General features: G+C 56.9%; 16 protein-coding genes. 4 read left to right on the top strand and 12 right to left on the bottom strand.

Annotated elements, in window-relative coordinates; all coding sequences use genetic code 11:
• Positions 1 to 49 precede the first annotated feature (49 nt).
• A complete protein-coding gene (locus tag CTT34_RS10440) occupies positions 50 to 811 on the top strand; it encodes an SDR family oxidoreductase (protein ID WP_159342383.1) in 762 nt (253 codons plus the stop codon).
• A gap of 28 nt (positions 812 to 839) precedes the next feature.
• Here the strand turns inward: CTT34_RS10440 and CTT34_RS10435 are convergent, their stop codons facing one another.
• Both CTT34_RS10435 and CTT34_RS10430 read right to left on the bottom strand, forming a co-directional pair.
• Complete coding sequence (locus CTT34_RS10435; RefSeq protein WP_159342382.1) at positions 840 to 1,832, bottom strand: hypothetical protein; 993 nt, start codon at positions 1,830 to 1,832, stop codon at positions 840 to 842.
• 35 nt (positions 1,833 to 1,867) lie between these two features.
• Positions 1,868 to 2,497: a hypothetical protein gene (locus tag CTT34_RS10430; protein ID WP_159343757.1), complete on the bottom strand. Its 630-nt coding sequence runs from the start codon at positions 2,495 to 2,497 to the stop codon at positions 1,868 to 1,870.
• A gap of 433 nt (positions 2,498 to 2,930) precedes the next feature.
• Between CTT34_RS10430 and CTT34_RS10425 the strand changes: the two genes are divergently transcribed.
• Positions 2,931 to 3,374 carry a thermonuclease family protein gene (locus CTT34_RS10425; protein WP_159342381.1) on the top strand — a complete coding sequence of 148 codons (444 nt, stop codon included), beginning with the start codon at positions 2,931 to 2,933 and terminating at the stop codon, positions 3,372 to 3,374.
• Positions 3,364 to 3,648, top strand: a complete 285-nt coding sequence (locus tag CTT34_RS10420; protein ID WP_159342380.1) for a hypothetical protein — start codon at positions 3,364 to 3,366, stop codon at positions 3,646 to 3,648. The genes CTT34_RS10425 and CTT34_RS10420 overlap by 11 nt, the downstream gene beginning before the upstream one ends.
• A 95-nt stretch (positions 3,649 to 3,743) precedes the next feature.
• On the opposite strand, the gene CTT34_RS10415 is transcribed toward CTT34_RS10420, so the two are convergent.
• The 7 genes from CTT34_RS10415 to CTT34_RS10385 form a co-directional block, all read right to left on the bottom strand.
• Positions 3,744 to 5,072: a phage tail fiber protein gene (locus CTT34_RS10415; protein WP_159342379.1), complete on the bottom strand. Its 1,329-nt coding sequence runs from the start codon at positions 5,070 to 5,072 to the stop codon at positions 3,744 to 3,746.
• Positions 5,069 to 5,428, bottom strand: a complete 360-nt coding sequence (locus CTT34_RS10410) for a hypothetical protein (protein ID WP_159342378.1) — start codon at positions 5,426 to 5,428, stop codon at positions 5,069 to 5,071. The genes CTT34_RS10415 and CTT34_RS10410 overlap by 4 nt, the downstream gene beginning before the upstream one ends.
• Positions 5,415 to 5,804, bottom strand: coding sequence for a peptidase associated/transthyretin-like domain-containing protein (locus CTT34_RS10405; RefSeq protein WP_159342377.1), 390 nt, complete (start codon positions 5,802 to 5,804; stop codon positions 5,415 to 5,417). Before CTT34_RS10405 ends, CTT34_RS10410 begins: the two co-directional genes overlap by 14 nt.
• A gap of 9 nt (positions 5,805 to 5,813) precedes the next feature.
• Positions 5,814 to 10,214, bottom strand: coding sequence for a phage tail tip protein J-related protein (locus CTT34_RS10400; protein ID WP_159342376.1), 4,401 nt, complete (start codon positions 10,212 to 10,214; stop codon positions 5,814 to 5,816).
• 79 nt (positions 10,215 to 10,293) lie between these two features.
• Positions 10,294 to 10,707 carry a DUF6950 family protein gene (locus tag CTT34_RS18670; protein WP_390620228.1) on the bottom strand — a complete coding sequence of 138 codons (414 nt, stop codon included), beginning with the start codon at positions 10,705 to 10,707 and terminating at the stop codon, positions 10,294 to 10,296.
• 3 nt (positions 10,708 to 10,710) lie between these two features.
• A complete protein-coding gene (locus CTT34_RS10390) occupies positions 10,711 to 11,307 on the bottom strand; it encodes a hypothetical protein (RefSeq protein ID WP_217352956.1) in 597 nt (198 codons plus the stop codon).
• Entirely contained in the window at positions 11,307 to 11,888 is a 582-nt protein-coding gene (locus CTT34_RS10385; RefSeq protein ID WP_159342373.1) for a hypothetical protein, read from the bottom strand. The genes CTT34_RS10390 and CTT34_RS10385 overlap by 1 nt, the downstream gene beginning before the upstream one ends.
• A 69-nt stretch (positions 11,889 to 11,957) precedes the next feature.
• Between CTT34_RS10385 and CTT34_RS10380 the strand changes: the two genes are divergently transcribed.
• Complete coding sequence (locus tag CTT34_RS10380) at positions 11,958 to 12,191, top strand: hypothetical protein (protein ID WP_159342372.1); 234 nt, start codon at positions 11,958 to 11,960, stop codon at positions 12,189 to 12,191.
• Positions 12,192 to 12,197: 6 nt separating this feature from the next.
• Here CTT34_RS10380 and CTT34_RS10375 read toward each other — a convergent pair whose 3' ends face one another.
• From CTT34_RS10375 to CTT34_RS10365, 3 genes are all read right to left on the bottom strand, one after another.
• Positions 12,198 to 14,459 carry a phage tail tape measure protein gene (locus tag CTT34_RS10375; RefSeq protein ID WP_159342371.1) on the bottom strand — a complete coding sequence of 754 codons (2,262 nt, stop codon included), beginning with the start codon at positions 14,457 to 14,459 and terminating at the stop codon, positions 12,198 to 12,200.
• A gap of 62 nt (positions 14,460 to 14,521) precedes the next feature.
• Positions 14,522 to 14,884, bottom strand: a complete 363-nt coding sequence (locus tag CTT34_RS10370; RefSeq protein WP_159342370.1) for a hypothetical protein — start codon at positions 14,882 to 14,884, stop codon at positions 14,522 to 14,524.
• The gene (locus CTT34_RS10365) at positions 14,881 to 15,129 is read right to left on the bottom strand and encodes an Arc family DNA-binding protein (protein WP_159342369.1); all 249 of its coding nucleotides are present in this window, start codon (positions 15,127 to 15,129) and stop codon (positions 14,881 to 14,883) included. The genes CTT34_RS10370 and CTT34_RS10365 overlap by 4 nt, the downstream gene beginning before the upstream one ends.
• Positions 15,130 to 15,207: the final 78 nt, after the last annotated feature.

Genomic DNA, 15,207 nt, shown 5'->3' with positions numbered 1-15,207 from the left:
GCTGGTGGACGGCAATGTTGCGGATAAACCTGCATAAGGAGAGAGAAAAATGCGAGTGGATAACAGAGTCATTGCCATTACGGGTGGAGCACGAGGGCTAGGATTTGCCATCGCGCAACGACTGGGCAGGCAGGGTGCCCACGTGGCGTTACTGGATAGGAGTGCTGAGGCTCTGGATGATGCGGTGTCCGCCTTGGGCGCCGAGGGCCTGACGGCTCAGGCGTTCGTGGTCAACGTGGCCGATGAGGCCTCTGTCGAGCGTGGGTTTGCGGATATCGCCGAGCGCATGGGTCCCATTAGCGGCTGCGTGAACAATGCTGGTATTACCGATGATGGCCTACTGATCAAAGCCAAAGAGGGGCGCGTGGAAAAGCGCATGACGCTCTCCTCGTGGAAAAGAGTACTAGACGTCAACTTAACGGGCGTATTCTTATGCGGTCGTGAGGCGGCCACGCAGATGATCGAGGCGGGGCATGAGGGTGTTATCGTCAATATTTCCAGCATTTCCCGCGCGGGCAATATGGGGCAAAGCAACTACGCCGCAGCAAAGGCCGGAGTGCACGCTCTGACCGTAACGTGGGGCAAAGAGTTGGCACGCTACGGGATTCGTACTGGCACGGTGGCACCGGGCTTTATCGACACCGATATGACCGCTTCTATGCGGCCCGATATGTTGGAAAAAATCGCGTCGAGCGTCCCGTTGCAACAGTTGGGCGAGCCGGACCACATTGCGCAAAGCGTCGGTTTCATTTTCGAGAACGACTATTTCACTGCGCGCATCATCGAGTGTGACGGGGGGTTGCGGCTATAGAGTCGCTTATCATCGCTGATGATGGCGCTTAGAAGTGGAAGTAGTCACGTTGGATGTCACGCTGGAAGTACATTTCCAAACGCAGTGTCATTGCCCAGCGAGGATCGTAGCTATCCTCGCGTTGAAAATGCAGCTCTGGAATCACATCGCCAAAGAGAATGCCTTTATGGATATCCCGGCGATAGCGAGTTTGTAAGTAGTAGTTGGTCATGCGGGGATTAGAAGCACTTTCGCCAATGGCGATGGCCGAGTAGCGCAGCGCGCTGCGGTCGTTGAGGCGCTGGTTGAGCTGAGCGACTTCGCTATACTCCAGCTTGTCTTCTTCCTCTCGCCATTGCACGGTGGTGATGAAGCGCAGGTGTCGGTTGGCGGACAGCGGCCGACCGACATCCCAGGTCGTGCGCGCAGAGTAGCCCTCATTGTTGAACCAGGAAACGCGGTTGAACGATTCGAGTTGCCAGGGCCCGTCGCCAAGGTCCCATAACCGTTCACTGGTAAAGCGCACATAGGGGTCGAGCGGCATGCGCAGACGAATTCCCGCGCCTATCCGGTTGCTCCAGTTTTCTCGTTTGTCCCGGCTTTCAAGCCAATCCAGACCAAACGTCGAAGTGCTGCGGTCTTGTTGATCGTTGTAGAGTCGCCCAGAGCCTTGCTCCGCTAGTGTGCCCTGTGACTCTTCTGGATCGCTCTCTACCACAAGCCTAAGGCGCTCTTCGGTAGTGGGGAGGTCGATTCGATAGCGAACGCTGATGTCACCGCTGGTCCCGTCGCCCTCCATCCAATCGATTTCCTGGCCTAATCGAAGGTAGGATTTATTTTCGACCGTGGCCGACTGGTCGCCGCCAAAAAAAGCATCAATATTGCGAGAGGTGTTGTCGACCCAGTTGCCAACGCGGGTGCGGAAAGGTTCTACCCGCTCTTCGGCCCAGTCCGGTAAATCGCTATCTTCCTCGGCGGCATAGATATCAAGCGACAGGGAGGCAAGTGCGCCAAGGCAGATAAACGCAATGACTGGTTTCATAAGGTCGTCCCCAACGTTTTAATTATGTGCACGCATTATTGTGCTTTATGCATTTCGATGGCTTTTGCCCACTTCAGCACTCGCTTGCGGTCCTTTCGGCTGTTCATGCGTTCGGTATCGACTTTTAACGGAGTGAGCTGATGGAGCGGGCTGGCGTTCAAGTCCAAGGCAAAACGCCGCGAGGCGCCTACTGGCATATCCTCCGAGCCATAAATGGCGATCACTCGTATCTCAAGCTCGGGCGTTTGGCGATGCAGTGCGTCTTGATCTAGCTGCCAATGCTGAGCGATCTGATCGACGATCGAACCGAAGGATTGAATGTGCAAATAGTCGCCCGATGCCAAAGGGCCTTGGTGAGTGCGGTAGCATGCCTCATCGTCGTCGCCACTTTGCTGCTGGTACTCGACGACGTCCAGCTCGTACACCCCTTCATGAGTATGCAGTACGGCAACCAAATGCTGAATATAGATGGCCTCGCTGCTCATGTTACTAATCAAGCACAGCGCGTTAGTGCCCACGCCTTTACCTCGGTTGACGATAATACGAGGTCGACGCTGACGAACGTAGCCGTTATAAAGCAGCTGCGCGTAAAATACCCACACCAACAGCGTGCAGATGCTTGTCACTGCAGAAATTGCCTGAGCGTTGTCGTTCAGCCATTCCATCATTGAGATCCTTCTCAAATTAAGCGGCGTATAAAGATCGATAACGTAGCGTAAAAAGAGGGCCGAGTCAGCTAGTTAGATCAAAATGGGGAAGTTAAAAACAAAAAAAATCGGTCAGCTAAAAGCTGCCGAATTGATTGAGGTGTTACGCTTTAAATCAAATTGGTGCGGATGGGGAGACTCGAACTCCCACACCTTACGGCACTAGAACCTAAATCTGATAGCGCTACGAAAGATAAACCATAAAGCTATCAACGTCAAACACTTACGCGCCGGGCGCAATCGGCAAGTGTGACAGATAGGGGTTGCTAGGTCACAATCGGCAGTATGTATATCGTCAACGGGTCACATTCGGGTCACACGGGCAGTCTCACGCGCTATGCTTGGGCATAGCAGGTTAGATTGTTTACGCCGATACGGCAGAGGAGGGGTGATGCGCCGCTGCGCCATCTTGCTCACAGCGTTGCTGCCAGCCATCGCCCAGGCCGACTACGGCAGCGTTCGCGTTGACGAGGTAGCCGCGGTATACGATGGTGACACCTTCACGGCCACAATCAGCGAATGGCCGCCAGTGATCGGCGAGCGGATCAAAATACGGATTAGCGGCATTAATGCGCCGGAACGTAGAAGCCGCTGCGACACCGAAGCCGAGAAAGAGCGGGAGCGAGAGCTGGCCGCCAACGCTCGCATCTATCTAGTGGAGCGCCTGCGCAGTACTGACGTCGTCGAGCTTCGCCGCATTGAGCGCGGTTCGTTTTTCCGCATCATTGCCGAGGTATGGGCAGACGGCGAGAACGTGGGGCATGAAATGTTAGAGGCGGGGCACGCGCTGCCCTATGTTACTGGTCAGTCAGGGCAGGCGTGGTGTGGACTATAAAGCGACGCTATGGCGAAAAGCGCTTGAGCGACGAGGTTGGAAGCGGCTGGACAAATACAAGCTGCCGAACGGCCTCATCGATTTTCACGTCATTCACCGCGGCCAATTGTACTCAGGCCGGTGCATCGGCGCTTACCCGGCCGGGGATTTTACCCAGCCGGGTAGCATCGCCTATGTGATCGGCCGCAGAGACCTTATGACCGAGGGCGTGTGGCGATTATCGAACGGCGGGCAGATCGGGATGAATGCCCGTGAGCTACCTTACCGCGCGTAACTACCGCACGCAGCGCCGATCAGGAAAGTCATCATAAATCCTCCATGCACAAAAAAACCGCTTTCGCGGCCCGTGTGCGGTTGCGTGATGCCGCCCTAAAGCAACGCCGCTTCTCTAAAAAGCTCGTCCACCCCCTCCGGTGTCAACCCCAGCGATCCATAAAGATCGTTCACCCACGGCGCTGCCCGCTCGATGGTCGTGGCATACTCCCACTCGATCTCTGCCACCTGCCGCTGCTGCTCGTCTTCAATCGCTGCGATGGCATCGGTAACGCCTGTTAGTAGCCCATGCTTCGCCAGCACCAGACGCGCCTGCCGAGGTGTGATAGAAGCACTCGCCCGCCAGCGTTCTAGCTGCTCGATGCGCTGCTGCTCCTGTTCTTCTGGTGTCAACGGTGCGGGTGGCTCTGGGGCGTCGTCGGGGTGGTCGTTGGTCGGTGGTTCCGGCATCCTCAGGCGTAGATCGATCCAGCGCCCTTCGGGAATATCCATCGGCTGATCGGCTACTACATCACCCGTCGCTGAATCGACCTTTTTGGAGAACGTGCGCACAGTGATAGTGCCATCGTCTGCTTGCTCAGTTTCCACAACACACAAACGATTGCCGTTGCTGTCCTGGGGTATCTCAACTGTCCAGCCATTAGCAGCGAAGCCTACAGAACCTGCAACGGTGTAAAATCCGACGCCATTGTGTGAAGCAGTGACGCCTTGGGCTTGGCTATTTGCCGCGCCCGCTCCCGCGGCGGTGAAATTATGGCTTTCGTCGGTCGCGCTCTCTGCGCTGTTGGCGATGCGGAAAATGGGCGATGCAGCCTTGATGAAACCGTTGCTGTCAACTGTGGTATTACGTGTTGTATAAAACTGGAACGACTGACCCCAACCGCCCGCTCCAGAATTGTATGTGCGCAAAAAAGCTCTTGGATTAACTGACTCGTCTACGTATATATGACAGACACGCCCACTTGTATACTTATTATTGAATAGAAATCCATTGGCGATTGGGGAGCCGCCGACCGTGACGCCGCTGCGAATAGTATACAATCCAATCTGCATTTCATTGTTGTCAGCATCTTGTAATATTGGTGCTGAGTTAGAGCCCAAACCAAACGCCCCCACAGCCATCAAATCCCCAGAACCACCCACGACCCCACGCCCACCCAACGTATCAATCAAGCTTTGCACTTGAGCACGATCGGGAAACTCTGCGATCAGCGTTTGGCTAGTACCGGCACGGCGGTAAAGCTTTAGGTAAGCACCATCGCCCGGTACCGAGAAATACTTGCCATCCGCCGTGTTGTTCCGCCCCTCGGTGATTGTCGGCCAGATGTTGTTGATGCCCATCGCCGCGTCGCGGAAACGCGTCACTTCTGCAATCAAGTTCGCGATCTGCACGTTGGCGTTGGCTAAATCCTGCTCTGCGCTCATAGCGCCTCCTGATACTCTCGATAAATGCGGTGCATAGCTGCAGCATTTGCGGCGTTGCGCACTGCGGCTTTGGCGGTGATGCGGGCTAGCTCGATGCGGTGGATATGCTGCTGCCGCTGTTCGTGGTTTTTGAGTACTCCGTTAAGCACTGTCTCAGCGTCAATGCCCAGCGCGGCGGCTTCGGCAATGAGCCGTGGCCCACCGCCTGCTTTCGCCTCTGCCAATTTTTCCCGGTACACCTCAGCCAGCGCGGGGTCGATATACCGCGCCGTGGCGGCTGCGCTGTCGATCAATGCCAGGTAGTGTTTCTCGGCATCGTCGCGGCTTGCGAACGTGTGCGCGTTAAGCGTCGTCAACGGTCACCTCCTCCACCCTATCTAGGTACTCGATATGGCCGCTTAACCGGATTTCATATGTGCCAGGAAGGTCGTACGTGACAACTAGCGGCGTGCCATCGGTTACCGCTTGCTGGCCATTGGTAGCCACCGTCACACCGGCGGGTATGCCGTCTAGCGTGATGGTCATGCCTTCAACGTGCTGATCGATGTCGAGCGTCCGCTTAGCCCGCACCTGCCGGGTAGCCACGTCCACATAGTGGGTGGCGGCGGACTCATGACCGCTGGCCAGGGCGTAACGCTGGCCCTGCCGCCGCGCATAGCGCGCTGAAGGTGCCGAGAATTGCGCAGTGATGCGACCATCGGCGTCGTAAAACAGGAAATGCTTAGTGCTCATGCTCATGGGTCACCGTTTTGTGATGATGAGAGTGATACGGGCGTTAATCACCCGGTAGTCATGTATACCGGCGCCCACATTGCTTTTAGCCCGCGCACGTAGTCGTAAATCAGTGCCAGATACAGGTAATCCGATCAGTCGGCTATCGAGCGTGAACGATTCACGACGGGCGCTACCATAGGTGTGGGTATACACGCCCCGAAACAGTGTGATGCCCGTCACGCTACTGAATAGCTCGACTTCCATTTCACTCACTGATCCAGGCCTGTCGGTGTCCATGAAGGTTTCCCACGCGACGAACACCACCCCCTGCACAGATCCTCCCCCATCCATCACGCGGCCCGTATTGACGTTGGCCACCGGCTGCCAGCCGCTAAACCCTGTGGAGCCGTGGGCAATCTGAACAGCCCCAGCGTTTTGCACGGCCAGCGGAATCGTGACGGCGTTCCCTTGGATTCGCAGGGTGTCCACCTCTGCAATGCCAATCTTGGCGGCGGAGATAGCCGCATCGGCAATTTGCGCCCGCTGAACAGTGACGTTCTGAATCTGCGCCCAATTCACCGTGAGCTGATCAGCAGCGATGTACGACGCCTGCAGCTTGCCGTTTTTAAATACCAAGGTGCCGTCTGAGCTGCGCAGCTTGGTGAACAGCAGTTGCTTGATCAGCGCGTCGTTCATCACGACCGAACCGCCATCCAGCACCATGGGGAAAACTTCGTCGCCGCTGTTGGGGTGGGCGAAGTAGATACGGTCGGCGCGGAATCCCAGCAGGCTCTCTTGGCCGTCGTCGGCTAACCCAAAGCCCGACACCCGCCCGCCGTTGTCGATGCGCAGCGTCCACATCGCTTCCAGCCGTTGGGTGTTTTCGTTGTACTGCGCTTGGGTGTTCTGCTGAACGCTGGCGAGCTCTTCATTGAACTGCACTTGAACGGTGTTGATCTGCTGCGCAAGTACGCCGTACTGGTCTGCCCGCGTGCTAGCCTCTTGCTGAATCGCGGCGGTATTGCCGCTGGCGGCGCTTTGTAGGGCGCTGATCTGCGACGCCTGCGCGCTGAGCGCTGTCGCGCGCACGTTGGCTTCGTTCTGTATTGCGGCTTTGTTGTCGCCTATTTGCGCTTGCAGCTGCTCATTGCGGCGCGCTTCGGCTTCTTCGGCGGTGATGCGGGTAGTGGTCTGGAACTGATACGCGGCAGAGTTGACGCCCTCGGCAGCGGCAAGCACCCGCTGAATAGACGCCAGGTATTCATCTTCACTCGCCCGCACCTGCCGCTCTTCTTCCAGCGAGGCTGCCCCGCCGTCGCCTAGATCCGCGACCAGCTGCTCAATCTGCTGAGCAAGGGCGTTGGTTTCGCTACTCCACGCGTCGCGCTCGGCAATGATCGCGGCGGTGTTGTCCTGGGTTTGCGCCTGCAGGGTCTGCACGCTGGTGGCGAGCGAGTCGGTTAACGTGCTGCGGGTAGTTATTTCCTCCTGAATAGCGGCGCTGTTGCTGTTGAGCTGCGTTTCAAAGCCGCTCAGCTCTTGCGCCACGGCCTGCTGTTGATCGACTAGCGCTTGCTGTATCTGCTCAATAGCGGCGGTGACCTCGGGAATGTCTGTCTCCGCGAACGTGACTAACAGGCGGTCGACCTGCACACCGTTACCGCCACCGGCAGTGCTGCCCCAAATCGCCACAGCGTGCTGAGCGCCGCCGGTGCCCTCGGGTACGTCGATCACTACGTCATAAAACGCCCACTCAGCGCCCGGCGTAAACCGCTGCCACTGCACCGACTCGCCCGCAATCTGATACGCCAGCGCGAACTCTGCGGCCGCGCCGGTGGCGGGCTGTTTGGCATACACCGCTAGGCGGATCTCGTGCCCCGCAAACTCCGCGGCGGTTTCCGGCGCGATAATGCGGCGAACGCCACCGCTGTTAGGGTTCGCGCTGGCGGTGGTAGACGTGACCAGCGCCGATTGCAGCCCGCTATACACCCCGCTGGTGACCGCGCTAATGGCGTTGCCGCTGGTCGCGCTCCAGGCATTAAAATCCGCACCCGGCTCAAAGCCGCTATTAAGCGATGGGCGGGCATCCAGCCGTGCCGAGAGGATGCCTACCTGCGTGGCCAAGCTGCTGTACTGGTTAGTACGAATCTGCCGTTCGTCCAGAATCAGCGATTCGTTGTCCTCTACACGCCCGCTCAGCTGGTTGATCTGAGTGGCGACCACTTCCGCTTCGTTAATGCGGATTTGCGTCATCGTGTAGATCGACGCCGCCGTGGCATCGTAGGCCGCTGCAATGGCGTTGATCTCTAACCCCAGCAGCCCGAACTCGGTTTCTACCTGTTCGCTCAGTTGGGTAATGGCCACCGTGCGATTGTCGGTTTCCTGCTGGATGGCTTGGGCACGGGCCAGCGCTTCGGCTTCAAAGCCGTCGATCAGCTCGCTCCGCACCGTCTCGACGTCCTCGCTACGCTGCTCGGCCTCGGCGGCGATACGCTGGGCAACGCTGCCGTCGAGCGTGTCGGGGCCGTCGATTTTGTCGATACGCTCCTGTAGGGCTTGGTTTAGCTCGCTTTCGCGAATCTGGCCAGTGAGCCCTTGCAGGATCTGCTCGACGTCAGCAGTGGTAGAGGCAGGCACGTAGAGCCAGGGGCTGGCACCGTAGGCGTTCACACTGCGCACGTAGTAGTGGTAGTCGGTGCCCCAGGTGAGCCCGGTGTGCGTGTAGCTGGCACCGATGCTCAAATACTCGGCACTGGCGGCTACCTGGTTGAGCGGCAGCGGCGTGGGGTGCCAGCGGAACTCGAACTCCACGCGGCCATGGCTACCGCTGAGGCGTGGCGTCAGGGTGATGCTGTCGTTAGCGGCAGAGATACCGACGCTTTCAGGCATCGGCGGTACGTTGATGGCAAATGACACCACCGCCGGGCCAGACTGCCCCAACCGCCCACGCGCGCGCACCTCAGCGGTATAGTTCCCAGCCTCCAGCCCGCCCACGTCGCAGCGCTCCACGCCTGCGGGCACTTGCGCGGCTTGTACGGCCACGCCTTCTCGCTTGATCACCACGTTGTAGTGCAGCGCGGCGTCTACCGGATTCCACACCAAACGGCCTTGAATCACCTCGCCAACGTTTTGGAGCACGTACTGCAGGCCCGTAGGCGAGCCGATGCCGCCCGTGGGTAGCTGGATGAAGCCGAACGGGTTGAAGGGTTGGCCGACGGCGTCGTCATAAATCGCCGCGTCCTCCTGTTCCAGCGTAACGATGCAGCCCTCGGTGCCGCTGAATTCCCAGTTAACGACACGAAACTCGCCATCGACGTTAATAGTCGGCAGATTCACGCGAATAACGCGCCCCGGGCGACAGGCATAGCCACGAAAGTTAAGGGGGATGCGTAGGGTGCCGCCTGCGCGCTTGCGGCGTAGTGCAATGTTAGCGAGGCGCTGGGCTTGAAAGGCGGACGTGACGAAACGTAGGTCGAGACTGTCTTCAATCGGGCCGCCGTCTTCGGCTACCCACTGGTCAACCACTACGGCAGGGTAGTCGGTTTCAGCCCAGCGCTGCGATGGATCAACGAATTTACCGCGCATCGTATTTACTGCATCTGCGCGGGAAACCTCGGTCTGGCCAGACACAGGGCCAATCACCATATTTTCATCAATAGTGAAGTCGTAGGGGCCGTAATAAGCGCCCACTAGCAACCCAAACTTCCCGCCGATGCGGAGCAGGGTGCCCGAGCAAGCCATCTCTAAGTCAGCTAAAACACGGTCTTTGCGCTCGTCAGCCTTGAAGCCGCCCGCCATGGTGTAGCGGCGCTCTGTGCTGCCGTCAGGGTTTGTGACAATTTCATCACAAATATTCGCCGCTTCGATGAACGACTCCCATAGAATCTCATCATCGGGCACGCCTAGCCGATTACGGATATACCAAAGCGTCACAAGGGCGACGTTATCGCTATAGCTGCTAGTCTCGGTGCGCGGGTCATACACATCATTACGCCCATGCACCTCAAATAGAGGCGTAGGCAAGCCAGAGCTAAAATAGTCGGGATCGTAGCGCAGCGTGAGCCTGACGGCAGATAAACCGCGCCCGATCATGCTGCTTTGCCAGCCAGGGGAGTTGGTCAGCAGATAGGTGTCTGCAGCCGTAGGCGTCTTTAGCAGCGCATAGCTAGCACGGCTGCCAGTCTCGCTGATTGGCGCTTGGTCAAGATAGACATTATCTAGACTGTGAATAGCGCCCTCGCTAATAGCGAATACCTGATAAAGCTCCTCACCTTCAGTTTGATCGCCATCTTGCTCTTGCGCCCATAGCTGCAGCCCGCCAACCCCAATGTGACCAAAAACATAGCGAGCTGGCTCTTTAGAGCTGCGAATAATCTGCTTTAGCTCGCTAGCCGAATTGCCAGCGCCGCCACTTGGGAGATCAGGCACGCCAAATAGCTTGCCGATGACCTTCTGAACAGGCTTTAAAACGGCATCAAAAACACCGGTTACAGCTCTCGTGACTGACTTAACCGCCTTTGACATTATCGACTCTCCAGCAAACCTCGGGGTCGGCAGCCACGCGGGCAACACCATCTTCGGTGACGGCCCAAATCGCACCTGCCCACACTACGCCAACACAGCGGCCAAAATCGGATGTGAACAACACCACATCGCCACGCTGCCGCAGGGCGACCGGCACACGCTCAAAGCAGGCATCCCATGCGCCCTCAAGGCTTCCATGCGTATTGAGAAGCACGCGTTTTGCGCCTGTCTCAGTGGTGTAACGACCGCGATAGTCAGCAGCAGGGTCAATACCGCAAACCGCCACGCAGCAATCAGCCGCGAAAAGACAGCAGTCAAATTCACCCCACAAAAAAGGCCGCTCGGAAGCAGCCTGTATTTCTTGATGTAGTCGTGTTGCCCAATCGCGATGTCGCATAGATCAATCCGAATATTTGAAGGGAGGGGCGTTTTTGGCGCCACCCCAATAGATAGGCCACTCAGCAAGCTGGGCCACAACGGCAAAGAAGCGGTCCCCTTGATGTCGTGCACGGTGGTTTTCGTCCGTCCAGCGCTCAGTGCCGCCGCGCCGCCAGTCCGCCATACGATCCGTCAGCTCCACGCTAATCGCGTTTTCACCTTGATTCCCGCCGTAGCTCATACTTGCCGCATCCATGGTCCCGCTGAAAAGAATATCAGCCGCATAACTACCGTCCTCGTCATAAGCCACCAGCATCAGGCGTCCAGGCCGACCGCGGCATCGGTCTTGCAGGGTATCGCGCATAACCTGGGCATCAATCCCTGACAGCGTCAACGTTACCGACATGGGTGATGAACTATTGAGCTGTTCCGGGACGCTCTCAACATCGCCAAATTGGCCCACGCCCTCGTATGTTTGCCCGTTGATCACTAGCGGCCCGGTACCTGTGTGAAAACGAGCGACACCTTCCTTGAAGTCGAGCTCGCCCGCATAGGCGATGCGGACGGTGGGTCGTGACATGAGGTCAATAACTGAATCCGAAAACGGGAAGTTGATCATTAGAACGCCTCCCGGCATGAAAGTGACGCACTACCAATAATGCCCTGATAAGAGCTTTCGGCGCCGTCCTCGGTTAATCGCATAACAGCATAAGGGTTCTGGTAGTTAATCGCCGTGCCGTCAGCGGGCGGTACGCGAAGCCATGGGGCAATAAGGATCACTGCCTGACCCTGGGCGTTGCTCTCCACGTCCTCAAGTACTTCCAGCAGCTGCCCATTGACCGTGATGTAATCACCCCGGCGCAGCACGGTTTTACTAGGCGTCCAATCACGCGCTATGAGCTGGCCGCCTGCTTGACTTCCACCATCAACGACGCCAATCCCGGCTGCAGGGGCAGGGCGCCGATTCCATGGATACAGCCGGAACGTTCCCATCATGCCGTGAAGCGAGTGGATGAAGGAGGACATGAGCCTAGCTTGCTGTTGATCAAGCAGGGGCAAGTCGATGCTGCACTCCCAATATCCACCGGGGTGCCCAACAATCTGCTGTGAGTTGGTGAAGGGGGACGTGAACGCGAAATTGTTAGAGACGATATTCCAGCTCATGGAGCTTGGGATAATCTCGCCGGGCCACTCTTGCATGCTAATATTCCTTAACCGCACGGCGAATTAACGCCATGCAGATTAGATAACGTGAATAAGGAGCGCCTGATGCTGGAAATTGAACAGTCTTATGAGGATGGCATGCTGCTAGCCAAGATCATCTTTGGGCAACGCCCAGAGCAAGTAAGCGTGACGGTCGAATTACCCAACGACATTGATTCCAGGGAAGAGCTTCGTCGCCTAGCTATTGATAAGGCGAAAGAGAAATTCAAGGCCATCCTCGAAGGCAATGTCTTGCCATTTGATAGCGAGCTGAAAGCAATCTGGGCTGAGAAGGGGTAGCTGGCCTTAGACGCCTAGCGTTTGTCTAATGTCCAGATTTCTCCGAGCATCCCTGAGAACTCGTTGATATGCCCGCTCCTCGGCCTGCTCGATCAGCTTGATCGTCTGCTTGTCTGGCTTGCCTTGGAATGAGTAGTGGTTGCCGGCCTTTTCGATCACAAGAGCAGGCTGGCTTCCCTCTCTCATTGAGCCAGAGCGGTAATTGTCAAGCCTGTCACTCGCCGCGGGCGAAGAACCAACATACCCGCCATTGGCATAGCCTCGGTTCAACCCTTCAAGCATCGCCAGCACGCCAGGGCGCTCGACCATCTCTTTGCGCACGACGAATTCACCCGCGTGGACAATGCCAGCGGGGTCGTATTTGCCGCCAGGTCCGGTGTAGCCGCCGTTAGAGAATCCCGTTAAAGCGAGCGTGCTGCTCAATCCGTATGTGGCAGACATTCCCGCCATCGCAGGCACCGAGTTTGCGCCAAACGATGCAAGAGAGGCGGCCGCCGCCGCCGGTGCATAAGCAGCTGCAATGGATGAGCCCGTGGCTACGGCTGAGCCTATCGCCGCCGCTTCCGAGGATTTGCCCATGGCAAGCTGCACGGCCTGGTAAGCGAGCCACTGCGCAGCCATTTGGCCTAGGGTGTTGACCAAGGTTCTGGCAATGCCTTGGAACATGTTGCGAACCGCATCACCTGTACTCTCCGAGTCAAATACCATCGACTCAAACGCATTTCCAAAGCCGCGCTGGAAATTCTCGGCGGTGTTCGCAGCGAGCTGGTCGAAGTCGGTCAGCGCAGTTTCAGCGCTGTCGAGCCACTTCTGCCAGTAGTCTTTATCCTGGTTGCCGCCAATACCAGCCAGCGGGTCAGTCGGTGCGCCCACGCCGCCACGGCTGCCGATCTCGGAGCCAAAGCCGCCGCCGCTACCGTAAGCACCGGCTGCCGTTTGCGTGCTGAGCTGCGCACGCTCCAGGCGTAGCATGGCCTCGGTGTAGCGATCGGCGGTAATGGTCCCTTCGTTCCATGCGCGGGTGAGGGCGGCTTGCTCTTCTCGATAGGCGCGCTGCGCAGCCTCTACGGGGAATAGACGATCGGTGAGGGATTGTAGGGTGGAGGCGAAGCGGTCGGCTTCTTGCTGGACGTCTTTGATAGCGTCAGCAAGTTCAGAAGTGCCAGCAGTGGCCCTTGAGATTGATACAATCTCTGGCTCTTCAACCACAGGGCCGCCCCTTTGTAGCTCCTCTTTTCGGGCGCGCAGAGTAATAAGTTCAGCATTGAACTCATTGATAGTGGCGGATGCCCCTGCTGCGGCTAGAGCCGTCTCAGTAAAGGTGCCGCCACCCATTCCGAGAACTCCCGACCCGACCGTGCCGCCCGCTAAGCGCCCCTCAATCTCAGCTATCTGCTGATCGATAGCGGTGAGGCTGCGCATCGCCTCGGCATCTCTAAACGAATCCATAAAGACGTTGAAGCCGCGTGCCACGCTATTGACGCCGGTGCTAATTCCCTCCAGTGAGGATTTGAACAATTCGTCAAATTGCGATACGGCGCGCATAGTTTCAGTGCTAAGTTGCTGCCCAAGCTGGCTAAACTCGCCGCGAATATCCTTTAATCGTTGGATTTCCATGTTGCTAAGCACGGCGTTCAGGTCGTCCGCTTCTTTGCCTAGCCTATCCATCTCGGCTCCGCCATCGCGCAGCAATGGGATCAGGGCGGTTGCTTCATCAGCCACGGATTCCATGTAAAACGTCATCTCAGCTTGACTGAGGTTCGCAGCCTGCAAGCCGTCATAGTATTTTTGTAGCGCCTCAGGGCCGGAAAGGTTGCGAAACTCCTCAGCGGTAATGCCGATCTGCGGCGCTATCTGCTCGAAGAAGTCTTTCATCTCGCCGCCGCCGGTACTCAGGAAGTCACCAACACGATCGTTGGTGTCCTTGAGAATATCGGCTAATTTTTCTTGCTCTACCCCATAAGCGCTTGATGCGAAGGCTAACCGCTGAAAATCCTGCGCATTGGTGTTGGCTAGGCGAGATAGATTGTCGATCTCGGCGGCTGATTGGGCGGCGTTACGAGCAATAGCGGTAAAGACTCCAGCGCTAGCACCAAGTCCGAGCATGACTCCGCCTGCCGCCTTCATTGTGGCCGTGAGCCTGCCGATGGAGCCTGAAGTTTTCTTGCCGGACTTCTCCGTCAGCTCTAACCGATCCTCTAAGCGCTTGAGTTGCTTTTCGGCACCTGTACTATCGATTGCGATATGGAGCGTGCTTTTGTAGGCCATGGTTATCTCCATGAAATAAAAAACCCCGCTCAATGGCGGGGCTGTGATTTAAGGCTTAAATTTCAGTCGATCATTATCATGTTCACTACTCTATCAATCTCTCTACGCTGCATATCCATTCGCATGACGGTATCCTGATCAAACCTTGAGTCGAGTACGCCAGGCCGTTCCTCGCTAAAAATGATCGCATTGCGCATCATAATTACAACATCCGCCTGTTTGTCCAGAAGGTCGATGCAGTGCTTAGAAGAGGGGTCACCATTAGACCGCAAGGCTGATCTACACCGTTCCGCTGCAAACGAAGCTAGCTCTATTCTGGCAGGAAGTTCTTCCACAAAAGCATCGACATCTTCAATAGCCTCAGCGTAAGCCGAGCTGCTTGCCAAAAACGCCAAAGCCGCCAGGGCTGCTGCTAAAAGCTTCATCGCCGCCTCCTTTCCCATGGCTCGTATTCATCTGGAAACTGTTTCTTCAGGAACATTTCGAGCTCAAAGATCCTCGTTTCCAGTGTGTTAACCCGATCTATAGGCGTGTCGTATTCAAACGACATGCTCACCCTGGAAATGAGTTCAGCAGTCATTGAACGGTGGTTGGCCGCAGCCGCATCACGCAGTTGATCGCGCAACGAGGCGGGCACTTTTAAGTTGAGCTGTACGGTTTCTTCATTCATGCAGCAAAAATATAGCAAAAGGGTATTGCTGCCAATGAAGCAATGAGCTAGCATTCAGCTATGCAGCAAAAACAAAGC

Origin of the sequence: Halomonas meridiana, from assembly GCF_009846525.1 — a bacterium.
GTDB lineage: Bacteria > Pseudomonadota > Gammaproteobacteria > Pseudomonadales > Halomonadaceae > Vreelandella.
Note: the sequence above shows the minus strand (reverse complement) of the source record. Positions and strands in the feature narration are given on the sequence as shown.